Origin of the sequence: Rhizobacter sp. (assembly GCF_031412075.1) — a bacterium.
Lineage (GTDB): Bacteria > Pseudomonadota > Gammaproteobacteria > Burkholderiales > Burkholderiaceae_C > Rhizobacter.
This window is the reverse complement of record NZ_JANOCG010000652.1, coordinates 1-13,577: the sequence shown is the minus strand read 5'-3', so window position 1 is coordinate 13,577 and position 13,577 is coordinate 1. Positions and strand designations below refer to the sequence as shown.

Here is a 13,577-nt window from a genome sequence, read left to right as displayed (position 1 = left end):
GGCCGCTGACGAAATCGTTGGCGCCGTCGCCCGAGAAAGTCTGTGTGCCGAACTCGGTGACGAACAGCGGCAGCTTGCCGACGCATCGGCTCAAGGCGTCGAGGTAGGGCTGTTGGTGTGAGGCCGCGTAGAAGTGGACCGAGTACTTGATGATCTTGTTGCCGGTGTGCACATGGCGCGTGCGCCACACCGACACCGTGGCTTGCGAGGCGATGCCGGGGAACTGCTTGTCCAGCTCGTTGAGCAGCGTCTTGCTCACCTTGGCCGACATCTTTGACAAACCCTTGCGGATGTTGGACTCGATCTCGTCTTCGTCGACGCACAGGCCGACGATGAAGTCGGGGCCCGGCAGGTCGATGTCGATCTCGCCCGCTTTGACCTCGATCACGCGCTCCAGGTCGTGCGAGGTCGAGCCGCGCACGTGGGCCTTGAAGGTGAGGTCGCCACCGCTCTTCTCGGCCACCACGCTGATGTGGTGTGAGCCGATGGTGGCGCGCAGCTTGTCTAGCTTCTGCGCCTTCTTCAAGGCGCCGATCTCCTCGTTCAGCTCCTCTTGCGACACACCGGCCTCGGTGGGCGTCTTGGCTGGGAAGACGTAGATGTTTTGCACCTGCGCCTGTTCGGCCGAAGACACGTCGCTGAACTTGAAGGCCTGCGATCGGTAGATCGGGTCGAGCACCGGAAGCGGTGGCAGCCCGGGGAAGGGGTTGGGGGTGGAGCCGATGTTGTAGGCCACCACCCGCGCGCGCGCCTGGGCCAGCCCCGCAGGCACGGTGAACTTGAAGACTCCCTGGGTGTTGGTGTCGACCTTCAGCGACATGGGGGGTATGAAACCCCCGGCGAATTCACCGCCAGGGAAATCAGTGCCCAGGTGCACACGTGCCTTGCCCCAGGGCGAATAGCCGGTGGTCGGTTTACCGCCGGTCTTGACATAGCTGGCCACAAAGGCGCTCACGTTGGTGATGCGGTGAAGTTTTCCTTGGATGTTCATGCGGATCTCCTTGAGTCAATGAACACAGCAGAGCCCGATCGGCTCCTGCATGTACAGACGCAAGCCCGCGCAGGAACAGACCCCCCTAGATTCGACACACGCGCTGCATAGAATCGCCCGCATGAGCGAGATCACGGTGTTGCTGGAACAAGTGCGAGCTGGCGACAGCGACGCGAAAGACCGCCTGTACACCCTGCTCTACAGCGACCTGAAGCGCCTGGCCCGCGCGCACCTGGCCAAGGCGGGGCCGATCACGCTCGACCCCAGCGCCATCGTTCACGAGGCCTGGATGCGCTGCGACGGCGGCTTGACCACCAGCAGCCGCAAACAGTTTTTCGGTTATGCGAGCGCGGTGATGCGCAGCGTGATCGTCGACCACGTGCGCGAGCGCGCGGCGCAAAAGCGCGGCGGCGGCGTGGCCGACGTGACGCTCAGCACCGCCGCCTTCGACCAGCTGCCCGGCCAGCCCGACGCCTTGAGCGTCGACGAAGCGCTGCAAGCCCTCGGCCGCATCGACGAACGGGGCCACAAGCTGGTGGAGATGCGCTACTTCGGCGGCATGACGATGGAAGAGATCGCCGAGGTGATGGAGCTCTCGGTGCCCACGCTCAAGCGCGACTGGCGGCGTGCGCGCGCTTTCCTGTTCGACTACCTGAGCGCCTGAGGCCATGACCGCGCCTGCGCCATCGACGGCAGCATGGCGCGAGGTGCTGGCGCTGTTCGACCACTGGGCCGCTGCCGAGCCGGCGCAACGCGAGGCCGCGCTGCAGCGTGTGCAGGCCGAACAACCCAACCTCTACCCGCGCCTGCTGGCGATGATCAACGCCGACCAGGCGGCCGAAGCGCGAGATTTTCTCGGCGACGACGCCACCCCCGTTGCAAGCGAAGCACAGCACGCCGGCCGGCGCCTGGGCGCGTGGGAGCTGCGCGAGCCCATCGGCCACGGCGGCATGGGCGAGGTGTGGCTGGCCACGCGCAGCGATGGCCTCTACAGCGGGCGTTCGGCCGTGAAGCTGTTGCACGCGGCCGGCCGGAGCGCACAAGCACAGGCCCGATTTGCACGCGAAGGTGAGTTTCTGGCGCGCCTGTCGCACCCGCACATTGCGCAGCTGCTCGACGCCGGCCTGATGCCTGACAGCACGCGCTACCTGGTGCTCGAATACGTGGCGGGCGAGCGCATCGACCACTGGTGCGATGCACGCAAGCTCACCATCACCGAGCGGCTGCGCCTGTTCATGCAGGTGTGCGAAGCCGTTTCCTACGCCCACACCCACCTGGTGGTGCACCGCGACCTGAAGCCCGCCAACATATTGGTGAGTGACGACGGCCACGTGAAGCTGCTCGACTTCGGTGTGGCCAAGTTGCTGGTCGATGACGATGAAGGCCATGAGCAGACCGAGCTCACCCGCGCCGGCGCGGCCGGCCTCACACCGGAGTACGCCGCGCCCGAGCAGATCGAAGGCCAGCCCATCACCACGGCGACCGATGTGTATGCCCTCGGCGTGGTGCTGTTCGGCCTGCTGAGCGGGGCGCGGCCGTATGCCAGCACCTCGCGCGGCATGGCCGCGATGGCACGCGCCATCGTCGAGGAGCCACCGCGCAGCCTCACCGCCGCAGCGTGCGAATCGCCAGATGCCGCGCCCTCGCGCAGCACCCAGCTCGCCGCGCTCACGCAGGCCCTGCGCGGCGATCTTGAAACCATCGTCGCCAAGGCCCTGAAGAAGTCACCCGTCGAGCGTTACGCCACGGTGCAGGAGCTGCGCGAAGACCTGCAACGCCACCTGGACCACCAGCCGGTGAGTGCGCAACCCGACACCTTCGGCTACCGCGCGCGCAAGTTTGCCCAGCGCAACCGGGTGCAGGTGCTGGCGCTGGCCACTGTGATGTTCGCGCTGCTGGTGGGCATGGGTGCGGCCACCTGGCAGTGGCGCGTAGCCACCCTAGAGGCGCGGCGCACACGCTCCGTCGTGCAAGTGATGACGGGTTTGCTGCGCGGCCTGAACCCTTACGAGTCGGACAAGGCCACGATCCCGGCTGCAGAGACGCTGCGCCTCGGCTGGCAACACGCCAAGGCCAATCTGGGCAATGACGCTGCGCTGCAAGCCGAAACCGCACGCACCATCGGCATCATGCTGGCCTACTCGGGCGACATGACCAACGCAGCCGACGCATTGGGCGTGAGCCACAGGCAGATGGCCGCCAGTGGCAGGACACATTCACCCGAGTACCTCGAAGTGGCCTTCGAACTCGGCAACGCCAGGCGCCGTCTCGGCCAGAGCGCAGCGGCGCGGGCGCTGTTCGAAGAGGTGGTGGCCCTGGCTTCGGCGCAGGACAACCCCGCCACGCGCAGCTGGCTCGTGAACGGGCGGATTCACCTGGGCGAAATGGCCCTCGACGAAGGCCGGCTCGACGAAGCCGGTCGCCTGCTGGAGCAGGCTGCCACCCAGGCCAGAACGCAACTCGGAGCCAAGGACTACGCCTACGCCAAGGCCATGGATTCGCTGGCCACTTTGGCGCGCCAACAAGGGCGCTGGGACGAGGCGCGCCAGATGTTTGCGGCCGTAGTACAGGCCACGTCGGCGGGCAAGCCGCTCGATTCGGCCATGGCCCGCTTCAGCGCAGCCACCATCGATGTGGAAATGGGGCGTTACCAGGTCGCGCAGGTGATGCTGCGCGAGGTGGTGGACGACCTTACCCGCTTGCTTGGCACGACAGACACCAACACGCTCTATGCGCAGACCTGGCGATCGCGCGCACTGTTCCACGACGGCGCCTTCGACGAAAGCCAGCGTGTGCTCAATCAGGCGCTCGCCAAGGCGCGCGAGTCGGGCGAGGTCGAGGTGCTGCACATTGTCCAAGTCATCCTGGCGCGCCATGCATTGCGGCAAGGCGATGTCACCCGCGCCGAACCGCTGCTGCGCGAGAGCCTGGCGTTTTTCGACGCAGGCGGCCCCACGCTGCGCCGGGACGCCGAACGCGCACGCGCGCTGGTCGCGGAATGCCTGTTGCGCCGAGGCCTGACAGATCAAGCGATCGCACTGCTGCGCCAGACACAGGCCGCGCAGCTTGCAATCTTCAACAACACACCCCATGCCGAACAGTGGCCGACCGCCCTGCTGCTGGCGCTGGCGCTGGACGCGCAGCAGGGCTCCGTCGCCGCGGCAGAACACTATGAGCAGGCCAACCAGATCGCTGACCGGCTGCTGCCCCCGGGCCACCCTGACCGCCTCAAGCTGCACGCGTTCGCGAGCTACGCCCGCTGGCGCAAAGGCCCGGGGCCCGACACGCACCAGGCAGCACGAGATGCACTTGATGCGTATGGCAAGTTGCTGGCCTCACGATCCGACCGGCCATCGCTTTCCGTCTTATCCAGGAGGATGATGAGCGCCTCGCCGCAGGCCCCGCTTGCGGTGGCGTCGGTCATGCCCTTGCTCGCGTACTGAATCCGCAACCCTGAAGAAAGGTCATCATGTCCAGCAGCTCCCTTCGATCGCAGTGCATTCACCTCGCCATGGCGTTGGCCTTGGTCGCAGCCCACGGCACGGCCGCCAGCCAGAGCGCCGCCCAGCCCTCAACCGCCGCTTCGGCCAGCGTCATGCAGAAGGGCACCACGCTCAAGATGCGGCCGGTCAAGCCGGGGCCGGAGGCGTCGGTTCCGCAGAAGCCACACCCTACACCCGGTGGAGCGTCGATCGGCCCCAAGAAGCCGACCTCAATTTCTCCGAGTGCGACAGCCTCGGCCGTCATCAGCGCGCCCGCTGCCAAATAAGACAAGACGGGCACGCGCCACACTCGTGGTCAGACCCCGATGCCCGACACCACCGTCGCCGACTTCTTCGTCACCGGCGAGCCTGAGAGCGTCACCATCGCATAGACCTCGTCCTTGCGCGGCATCAGGATGGGCGTGTTGATATCGGCCCAGCCTACGATCACCGTGCCCGGGTCTTCGTCGAGCGTGCCGGTGTTGATGGCGCGTTTCTCCGAAAAGTTGATGCTGCCGGCCGCCGCGACCGTGATGGTCTTGAAGGGCAGTTGGATCAGCGGCCCGGCGAACTTGTAGGTGTAGAGCAGGTCGTCGCCCACGGCGTCGCCCGAGGGCAGCGCGTCGCCGCTCTTGTCTTCGCCATAGAGCTTGATCTCCAGCCGGTACGACTTGCCGACGTCGCCGGCATCGAAGGTGAGCGTGCCCGCGACGGTGACGTCGCGCTTGTTGTTGTCGGTGGCGCCCAGGGTGAGCGCGGGGGTGCTGAGGGTAGGCATGTGGTTCTCCGATTCATGTGAGCTGCGTTGCGAGCGCAGCCCATTGCCACGCTCTGCTCAATAGAACGGAACCCAGGCGCCAGCAGGATCACCCGAAGTGCCTTCGATCTAGGGGGCCACACGGCTCGTGGGGTGCCTGGTCGAACACAACCCGCCGGTCGGCGCCTGCCGGGAAAGACGCGTCGCAGCCCCCAACGGGTCACACATCCCCCGCCGCAGGAAGGACAGCAGGTTCACAGTCTTTCTGCTAGCGTCGCGCCCCATGCCCCGTCTGCTCTACCTCCTCGCCCTGTGCAACCTCGTCATCGGCACCGGTGCCTTCGTGCTCAGCGGCATCCTGCAGCCCTTGAGTGACGCGCTCGGCAGCAGCGTGGCCTCGACCGGGCAGGCGATGACGGTCTATGCGCTCGCCACCGCGTTGCTTGCGCCCCTCGCACTGGTGCTCACCGGCCGCTGGCCTCGGCGACGCGCGCTGTGCTTCGGGCTGGTGGTGTTTGCGCTGGGCAATGCGCTGTGCGCGATGGCCACGAACCTCGGTTGGTTGTTCGCAGGCCGCGCGCTGATGGGCATGGGCGCGGTGTTCACGCCGCTGGCCGCCGGCATCGCGGTGGCCGTGGTCGAGCCGGCGAAGCGCGGGCGTGCGCTGTCGCTGGTGTTCCTCGGCATGAGCATGAGCTACGTGATCGGCGTGCCGCTGGGCGCGTGGCTCGCCTTCCGCTTTGGTTGGCAGTGGCCGTTTGTACTCGTCGCCTGCATGTCGCTGCTGGGCGTGGTGGCTCTCATTGGGGTGCTGCCCAAGGATCTGGCCGCCCCCAGCGCGAGCTTCGCCGGCCTGCCTGCGCTGCTGCGGCAAAGCGCGGTGTGGTGGACGCTGTCGCTCACCCTGCTCTACTTCATGGCGATCTTCACCGTGTTCTCCTACATCGGGCCGGTGCTGCAAAGCCTGTCGCCGATGTCGCACGAGCGCATGTCGGTCACGCTGGTGATCTTCGGGCTGGCCGGTGTGGCGGGCACCCTGATCGGCGGCTGGGCCAACGACCGTTTCGGTACACGGCGCACGCTGACCGTGCAGATGGCCGTACTCGGCTCGATGATGCTGCTGGTGCCACTGACACAAGGGCACTACGCATGGATGGTCACCGCCTTCGTCATCTGGGGCATCGCCGGCTTCGGCATGATGACGCCGCAGCAGTCACGCCTGGCGGCACTGGCGCCGGCTCAAGCGCCGCTGCTGTTTTCGCTCAACACCTCGATGCTCTATTTCGGCACCGCGCTCGGCGCGCTGGCCGGCGGCGCGTTCTCCGTGCCGCTGGGCATGGCCCGCTTGTCGTGGCTCGGCGTGCCGCTGGCCGCGCTGGGCCTGTTCACCTTGTGGATGACCTCGCCCGGCCGGGCAGGCAAGGCGTCGATACCTACACCCTGATGGCAGGTCGGCCTACAGGCCGGCACCGTGGTTTCTTGATACCGTGCCTTCATGCGGGGGAACGAATCCACACGACTGAGTGAAAACAGCGCCTTGTTCGTCGACTTCGACGGCACGCTGGCGGAGATCGCACCCCGCCCCGACGCGGTGGCCCTGCCGGCCGGCATGGTGCAACTGCTGGCCACGCTGCACACCCGCCTGGGCGGCGCGCTGGCCGTGGTCACCGGCCGGCCCATCGCCCAGCTCGACGCTTTCCTGGCCCCACTGCGCTTGCCCACAGCGGGCCTGCACGGCGCCGAGCGCCGCAGCGCCAGCGGCGCCGTGACACGCCTGCCCGAGGCCGACCTGCAGCAGGTGGTGATAGGGCTTCAAGCGCTCGCGGCCTTGCACACCGGGCTTCTGGTCGAACCGAAGCCGGGTGCCGTGGCCTTGCACTACCGCCTGGCTCCCGACTGCGAGGGGCTGGCGCGACAGGCGATGCAAGCGGCCCTGCAGCGCTTGCCCGGCATGGTGCTGATGCACGGCAAGATGGTCATCGAGATGAAGCCGGCCGAAGCCAGCAAGGGCCGCGCGATCGAAGCCTTCATGGCCGAGCCCCCGTTCACCGGCCGCCGCCCGCTGTTCGCCGGCGACGACATCACCGACGAAAGCGGCTTTGCGGTGGTGCAGGCCGCCGGCGGCATCGGCATCAAGGTGGGCCCCGGGCCCACGCAGGCGCGGCACCGGCTCGACACCCCCACCCGCCTGCATGCCTGGCTGCAAGCCTGCGCCGCCCAGCCCCTGGAGTCCTCATGACCGCACCCACCGACTCAAGCGCGCCACCGGCCACCACGCCGGCCCAGTCACTCAACCTGGGTGTGATCGGCAACTGCGCCTACAGCGCGATGGTCGACACCCGCGCGCGCATCGTGTGGTGCTGCCTGCCGCGCTTTGACGGCGACCCGGTCTTCAACGCGCTCATCGACCCGAGCGAACAAGCCGGCGCATGGAGCATCGAGATCGATTCGTTCTCGCACAGCGAGCAGTCCTACGAGCCCAACACCGCCATCTTGCGCACCCGGCTCTACGACACCCGCGGCCACGCCGTCGAGGTGACCGATTTCGCGCCGCGCTTCTTCAACCGCGACCGCATGTTCCGCCCGCTCACGCTGATGCGGCGGGTGCAGCCGCTGGTGGGTGCACCGCGCATCACCGTGCGCCTGCGCCCGCGCTTCGACTGGGGCCGCGAGGCGCCGGTGGTGACGCAGGGCAGCCACCATGTGCGCTTCAGCGGCAGCCAGCAGACGCTGCGCCTGACGAGCGATGTGCCGCTCAGCTACCTGCTGAGCGAAACCGCGTTCGTGGCCGACCGGCCGATCCATTTCATACTCGGCCCCGACGAGACACTGGCCGGCGGTGTGGCCGAAACCGTGAGCCTGTTCGAGCAGCAGACCGCCGACTACTGGCGCAACTGGAGCCGCGCGCTTTCGCTGCCGCTGGAATGGCAAGACGCCGTGATCCGCGCGGCCATCACGCTGAAGATGAGCCTGTTCGAAGACACCGGCGCGATCGTGGCCGCCATGACCACGAGCATCCCCGAAGCCATGGGCAGCGGGCGCAACTGGGACTACCGCTACTGCTGGTTGCGCGACGCCTTTTTCGTGGTGCGGGCGCTCAACAGCCTGTCGGAAGTGGCCACGATGGAGGAATACCTGCGCTGGCTCAGCAACGTGGTGCAGCGCTCGCGCGACGGCCACGTGCAGCCGCTCTACGGCATCGGCCTGGAGGAGCGTCTCACCGAAACCACGCTCGACCACCTGGGCGGCTACCGTGGCAGCGGCCCGGTGCGTGTGGGCAACCAGGCTTACGAACATTTCCAGCACGACGTGTACGGCAACATCGTGCTCGGTGCCGCGCAAGCGTTCCACGACCACCGCCTGCTGCGCCGTGCCGGCCTGGTGGAGTTTCATGCGCTCGAGGCGGTGGGCGAGCAGGCCTTGCTGCTGTACGACCGGCCCGACGCCGGCATGTGGGAGCTGCGCACCCGCGCGCGCATCCACACCTCGTCGGCGCTGATGAGCTGGGCCGCCTGCGACCGCCTGGCCAAGATCGCCGGCCCGCTGGGCTTGAGCGAGCGACACGCCTACTGGCGAGGCCATGCCGACACCATCCGCGAGCGCATCCTGCGCGAATCGTGGAGCGACACACGCCAGGCGTTTGCCGAAAGTTTCGGCGGCCGCGAGCTCGACGCGAGCGTGCTGCTGATGGTGGAGGTGGGTTTCATCGAGCCGACCGACCCGCGCTTCATCAGCACGGTCGATGCGCTGGAGAAGTCGCTCTGCGACGGCCCCTACATGCGCCGCTACGAAGCGCCCGACGATTTTGGCAAGCCCGAGACCGCGTTCAACATCTGCACTTTCTGGCGCATCGACGCGCTAGCGCGCATCGGGCGCAAGCAGCAGGCGCGCGAGATCTTCGAGGCCATGCTGGCGGTGCGCAACCACGTCGGCCTGCTGTCCGAAGACACCCACCCCGTCACCGGCGAGATGTGGGGCAACTACCCGCAAACCTACTCGATGGTCGGGCTGATCAACGGCGCGGTGCGCTTGTCGGCCCCTTGGGATTCGGTCATATGAGCCGCCTCGTCGTGGTCTCCAACCGACTGGCCGACCCCCGCAAACCCGCTGCGGGCGGCCTGGCGGTAGCCCTGGGTGAAACGCTGCACCGCACCGGCGGGCTGTGGTTCGGCTGGAGCGGCAAGATCGTCGAAGCCGCCGACGGCGGCACACCCGGCGAAGGGGCGGTCAACGAACACCGCGCTGGGGACGTGAAACTCGTGACCGTCGACCTCTGCCGCGAAGACCACGACGGTTATTACCTCGGCTATTCCAACCGCGTGTTGTGGCCGGTGTTTCACTACCGGCTCGACCTGGCGGTGTTCAGCCCCGAAAGCCTGGCCACCTACCGGCGGGTGAACCGCATGTTTGCGCGCAAGCTGATGGATCAGCTGAAAGACGACGACGTGGTGTGGGTGCACGACTACCACCTGATCCCGCTGGCCGCCGAGTTGCGGGCTCTGGGCAGCAAGCACCGCATCGGCTTCTTTCTGCACATCCCGCTGCCACCGCAGCAGATCCTGGCGGCCATTCCGGGCCACGAGTGGTTCATCCGCTCGCTGTTCTCGTACGACCTGATCGGCTTCCAGAGCGAGACCGACGTGATCCACTTCGAGCGCTACGTGCTCGCCGAGGCGGGTGCCGAAGCGCTGCCCGGCGGGCGCTACCGCGCCTTCAAGCACACGGTGGTGGCTCGCGCCTTCCCGATCGGCATCGACGTCGACGAATTCATCGAGCTTGGGCGCGGGAAAGAATCCACCGACAACCACGCGATGCTGGTCGAGGAATACGCCAAGCGCCGCCTGCTCATCGGCATCGACCGGCTCGACTACTCCAAGGGCCTGCCGCACCGCCTTCGCGCCTTCAAGGAGCTGCTGCAGAAGTACCCCGAGAACCGCGACAGCGCCACGCTGATCCAGATTGCCTCACCCTCGCGCGAAGACGTCGACGCCTACATCGACATCCGCCATGAGCTGGAGAGCCTGTGCGGCGAGATCAACGGCGACTACGGCGAGCTCGACTGGATGCCGGTGCGCTACATCCACCGCACGATGGCGCGCAAACGGCTTCCCGGCCTGTGCCGCGCCGGCCGGGTGGCGCTCATCACGCCCTTGCGTGACGGCATGAACCTGGTCGCCAAGGAGTTCGTGGTGGCGCAAGACCCCGCCGACCCGGGTGTGCTGGTGCTGTCACGTTTTGCCGGCGCGGCCGAGCAGCTGCGCGACGCCTTGCTGGTCAACCCCTACGACATCCAGGGCACGGCCGACACCATCCAGCGTGCGCTGCGCATGCCGCTCGAAGAGCGAGTGATGCGGCACACGCGCCTGCTGGCGACCATCCGCAAACACGACGTGCACTGGTGGCGCCAGGAGTTCCTGACGACGCTGAACAGCGTCGACGTCGACTGATGCCGAAGCAGCTCGTTGGGAGCTGTGCGTCAGCGGTTGCGCGACACCCGCACCGTGTTCAGCCCATCGGACAGGCTGAACTCGTAGCTGCCACCGGCAGGCAGTGAAGCCACCGGCAGCGAGGCGTTGCCACCTTGCAGGTCTTGCGCCAGCGTCGAGCGCTGCGCGCCCAGGTGGGTGACGGTCAGGTAGGGGTACCTGGCGTGGTCCCAGTTCAGTCGCAACACGCCGCCCTGCTCGCTCACTTGCAACTGCATGCCGGCGCTGGCCGCCCGCTCGGTCTGCGTGGTGGCCGATGCAGCAGTCGCGCTCCGGGCCTGGCTTTGTGTCAGCGTTTGGCCGTCCTTGACGATCGACATGCTGTAGATCGAGCCCGGGTGCGGGATGGTGAAGCCGAAGTGTTGGGCGGAGGCGATGTGGTCGAGCTCGCGGGTGGCGAACGGGTACTCGACCACACCAGCCGCGGTGACGATGCGCAAGTTGTACGGCCCACGCTGCGGCAGGCGCGGTTCGCCGAACAGCGATTTGACCGGCATGAACTCGGCCTTGCCCGCTGCGATCTGGCCGCTGACCAGCAACAGCTCCTGAGGCCCGCTCGCCAAGGACGCAGCCCCCGAGGCCGACGCCACCTGCACCGAGCGGTCGGCCGGCGTCAGGTGGACCTGGATCTTGCGGTAGTTGTAGTCGGAGAAGGTGTCTCCGGCGCAGTAACTCATCATGTCGTGGAGGTTCGTTCTGCGGGGGTCGACAAACGCCGAGGTCTCGGCGTTGTAGCCCCAAATGTAGCGGCCGGGCTCACCCAGCTGGGCGTTGGCATAGGGGTAAGCGGGGTCGGCGTCCGCCGGCCCGCCACAAGGCGCATGCGGCAGGCTGAAGTTGTGCCCCAGCTCGTGGGCGAGCGTTTCGCGAACGGCCGCCGGGTTGCTCGGCATGTCGAAGCCGACGGCGGCGTGGCCTGGCCGATAACCCAGCCCCGACTGCCCATAGGTGCGCTTGGGCATGAAGCCGTAGTAGTACGACTCGTCGGAGGCCTGCTCCAGCAAGTGCAGGTTAGACAGCTCCGACAGCACCCTGCTGAACGCGGTTTCCCATTCGCCCTCGGTCGTGGGCAGCGCCGTCACGCCGCGCGGCACATAGGGTGCGTGCACCTGCAGCGTGACACTGGCCACCGGCGCACGCGCCAGCATGTAGCTGGCAGGGCCACTGACCACCTGGCCGGTGGTGCCCGCGATCTGGATCGGCACCGCGACCAGCCTCAATGCGACACCGCCTCCCACACGCGGGTTGAGGGTGGTGGGAGGCTGGCCATTGGCCAGGCTGGCCGTGAGACGCAGGCCCGTGCGCACCAGGTTGGCGGGCACCACGGCGCTGTAGGCATTGGTGCTTGTCGGCGCGGCAGGCACGGCCGAGGGCAGGCTGCCCGTGGGCGGTGTGAGCGCGAGTTGCTGAACCAGTTGCCCGCTGGCGGTTTCCACCCGCAGCACACCGGCGGGCTTGGCCTCTTGTGCGTTGGTGGTGATGGCATTCACCCGCACCAGCACGGCCTTGTTGGCCACGAGCACGAGGGCACTGTCACCGCTCGGGACCACCAAGGACTGCGCGAGCTCGATGCCCGCAATGCGAGCGGCGGAGGCGGGTGATGGTGCAGGTGCGGGTGTTGGTGCTGGCGCTGGCGCCGGTGCGGGGGCAGGCGCTGGTGCAGGCGATGGCGCTGGCACCGGGGCAGGCGCTGGCACCGGGGCAGGAGCGGGCGACCGGCTGATCGGGGTGCTGGTGTCTGGCTCGTCGTTGCCGCCACAAGCCGTCAACGTCACCAGTGCGCTCAGCGCAGCCAGCGTGCGCAGGCGACGCGCTCGGCCGGCTGCTTGCGGTGTAGGGGGGTGCAGGACGCTTGTCATGGATATATTTTCTCGCCGGGTTTTCGGGTCGCGTGCGTGCATGTTGGGGCAAGCGCAGCGACGGCACGCTACAGACTGTAAGAACCCCGCGCCGACAAGGCGTCGCGCCTTCTTCCTACAGCCCCGGCGAGAGGCATTGTTTACAACCGCAGGAGCCAATGACACTCGGGCACGCCCGGTGAACACCCATCCCTTTTCATGACGTCACGACCCACCACATCGTCTTTTCGCGTACTGACCGTGAACACGCACAAAGGCTTCTCGTTCCTCAATCGCAAGTTCATCCTGCACGAGTTGCGCGAAGCCGTGCGCGGAGTCGGCGCTGACATCGTGTTCCTGCAAGAGGTGCTCGGCACCCATGCCCTGCACCCCTCGCGCCATGTCAACTGGCCCGAGGCGCCGCACTACGAATTTCTGGCCGACAGCATCTGGAGCGACTTTGCCTACGGCCGCAACGCGGTCTACCCGAGCGGGCACCACGGCAATGCGGTGTTGTCCAAGTTTCCGATCGAGCGCTACGAGAACCATGATGTGTCGATCAGCGGGCCCGAAAAGCGCGGCCTGTTGCACTGCGTGTTGCACATCCCCGGTCGAACGCAGCGGCTGCACGCCATCTGCGTGCACCTGGGGCTGCGCGAGTCGCACCGGCGCAAGCAGCTCGAGTTGATGCTCAAGATCATCGAGCGCGACGTGCCAGCCGATGCGCCGCTGCTGATCGCAGGTGACTTCAACGACTGGCGCGTGCGTGCCCACAGCGTGCTCAAACGCTGCGCCGGCCTGCGCGAGGTGTTCGTGCATGCCAACGGGCGCGCGGCCAAGACCTTTCCGGCGCACTTTCCGATGTTGCAGCTCGACCGCATCTATGTGCGCAACGCTGGCGTGCACAAGCCCCTGGTGCTGCCGCGCCGGCCGTGGTCGCACCTGTCCGACCACGCCCCGCTGGCCGCGGAGATCACGCTGTGAGCGCGAAATCGCGCTGGACCGGCGGCAACCGCGTACGCC

The 13,577-nt window shown here is 67.3% G+C and carries 12 protein-coding genes; 8 read left to right on the top strand and 4 right to left on the bottom strand.

From position 1 onward, the window contains the following. A partial coding sequence (locus tag RMO40_RS24315) for a hypothetical protein (RefSeq protein ID WP_309726338.1) occupies positions 1–991 on the bottom strand: 991 nt, incomplete at its 3' end. A gap of 121 nt (positions 992–1,112) precedes the next feature. Between RMO40_RS24315 and RMO40_RS24310 the strand changes: the two genes are divergently transcribed. Both RMO40_RS24310 and RMO40_RS24305 read left to right on the top strand, forming a co-directional pair. Continuing rightward, positions 1,113–1,655 (top strand): ECF-type sigma factor, encoded by a 543-nt coding sequence (locus tag RMO40_RS24310; RefSeq protein ID WP_309726336.1) that lies wholly within the window; start codon positions 1,113–1,115, stop codon positions 1,653–1,655. A gap of 4 nt (positions 1,656–1,659) precedes the next feature. After that, positions 1,660–4,434: a protein kinase domain-containing protein gene (locus tag RMO40_RS24305; RefSeq protein WP_309726333.1), complete on the top strand. Its 2,775-nt coding sequence runs from the start codon at positions 1,660–1,662 to the stop codon at positions 4,432–4,434. Positions 4,435–4,492: 58 nt separating this feature from the next. On the opposite strand, the gene RMO40_RS24300 is transcribed toward RMO40_RS24305, so the two are convergent. Continuing rightward, entirely contained in the window at positions 4,493–4,774 is a 282-nt protein-coding gene (locus tag RMO40_RS24300) for a hypothetical protein (RefSeq protein WP_309726331.1), read from the bottom strand. A 15-nt stretch (positions 4,775–4,789) separates the two neighbouring features. Beyond that, entirely contained in the window at positions 4,790–5,251 is a 462-nt protein-coding gene (locus RMO40_RS24295; RefSeq protein WP_309726330.1) for a hypothetical protein, read from the bottom strand. A 262-nt stretch (positions 5,252–5,513) separates the two neighbouring features. On the opposite strand from RMO40_RS24295, the gene RMO40_RS24290 reads away from it, so the two are divergent. From RMO40_RS24290 to RMO40_RS24275, 4 genes are read left to right on the top strand one after another with little or no spacing between them, the layout of a single operon-like run. Continuing rightward, positions 5,514–6,674 (top strand): MFS transporter, encoded by a 1,161-nt coding sequence (locus RMO40_RS24290; RefSeq protein WP_309726328.1) that lies wholly within the window; start codon positions 5,514–5,516, stop codon positions 6,672–6,674. Positions 6,675–6,725: 51 nt separating this feature from the next. Further along, positions 6,726–7,469: a trehalose-phosphatase gene (gene otsB / locus RMO40_RS24285; RefSeq protein WP_309726326.1), complete on the top strand. Its 744-nt coding sequence runs from the start codon at positions 6,726–6,728 to the stop codon at positions 7,467–7,469. Then, complete coding sequence (locus RMO40_RS24280; RefSeq protein WP_309726324.1) at positions 7,466–9,289, top strand: glycoside hydrolase family 15 protein; 1,824 nt, start codon at positions 7,466–7,468, stop codon at positions 9,287–9,289. The genes otsB and RMO40_RS24280 overlap by 4 nt, the downstream gene beginning before the upstream one ends. Further along, positions 9,286–10,677 (top strand): trehalose-6-phosphate synthase, encoded by a 1,392-nt coding sequence (locus RMO40_RS24275; protein ID WP_309726322.1) that lies wholly within the window; start codon positions 9,286–9,288, stop codon positions 10,675–10,677. Before RMO40_RS24280 ends, RMO40_RS24275 begins: the two co-directional genes overlap by 4 nt. A 29-nt stretch (positions 10,678–10,706) precedes the next feature. Here RMO40_RS24275 and RMO40_RS24270 read toward each other — a convergent pair whose 3' ends face one another. Then, positions 10,707–12,233, bottom strand: a complete 1,527-nt coding sequence (locus RMO40_RS24270) for a M66 family metalloprotease (protein WP_309726320.1) — start codon at positions 12,231–12,233, stop codon at positions 10,707–10,709. Positions 12,234–12,316: 83 nt separating this feature from the next. On the opposite strand from RMO40_RS24270, the gene RMO40_RS24265 reads away from it, so the two are divergent. Both RMO40_RS24265 and RMO40_RS24260 read left to right on the top strand, forming a co-directional pair. Then, positions 12,317–12,439 (top strand): hypothetical protein, encoded by a 123-nt coding sequence (locus tag RMO40_RS24265; RefSeq protein WP_309726319.1) that lies wholly within the window; start codon positions 12,317–12,319, stop codon positions 12,437–12,439. 334 nt (positions 12,440–12,773) lie between these two features. Beyond that, entirely contained in the window at positions 12,774–13,538 is a 765-nt protein-coding gene (locus RMO40_RS24260; protein WP_309726317.1) for an endonuclease/exonuclease/phosphatase family protein, read from the top strand. The last annotated feature ends 39 nt before the right edge of the window (positions 13,539–13,577 follow it).

Bases quoted from the DNA above. Each gene is read 5' to 3' on its own strand.
- RMO40_RS24310 (WP_309726336.1), top strand. From the start codon at position 1,113: ATGAGCGAGATCACGGTGTTGCTGGAACAAGTGCGAGCTGGCGACAGC.
- RMO40_RS24305 (WP_309726333.1), top strand. From the start codon at position 1,660: ATGACCGCGCCTGCGCCATCGACGGCAGCATGGCGCGAGGTGCTGGCG.
- RMO40_RS24295 (WP_309726330.1), bottom strand. From the start codon at position 5,251: ATGCCTACCCTCAGCACCCCCGCGCTCACCCTGGGCGCCACCGACAAC.
- RMO40_RS24290 (WP_309726328.1), top strand. From the start codon at position 5,514: ATGCCCCGTCTGCTCTACCTCCTCGCCCTGTGCAACCTCGTCATCGGC.
- otsB (WP_309726326.1), top strand. From the start codon at position 6,726: ATGCGGGGGAACGAATCCACACGACTGAGTGAAAACAGCGCCTTGTTC.
- RMO40_RS24280 (WP_309726324.1), top strand. From the start codon at position 7,466: ATGACCGCACCCACCGACTCAAGCGCGCCACCGGCCACCACGCCGGCC.
- RMO40_RS24275 (WP_309726322.1), top strand. From the start codon at position 9,286: ATGAGCCGCCTCGTCGTGGTCTCCAACCGACTGGCCGACCCCCGCAAA.
- RMO40_RS24265 (WP_309726319.1), top strand. From the start codon at position 12,317: ATGGTGCAGGTGCGGGTGTTGGTGCTGGCGCTGGCGCCGGTGCGGGGG.
- RMO40_RS24260 (WP_309726317.1), top strand. From the start codon at position 12,774: ATGACGTCACGACCCACCACATCGTCTTTTCGCGTACTGACCGTGAAC.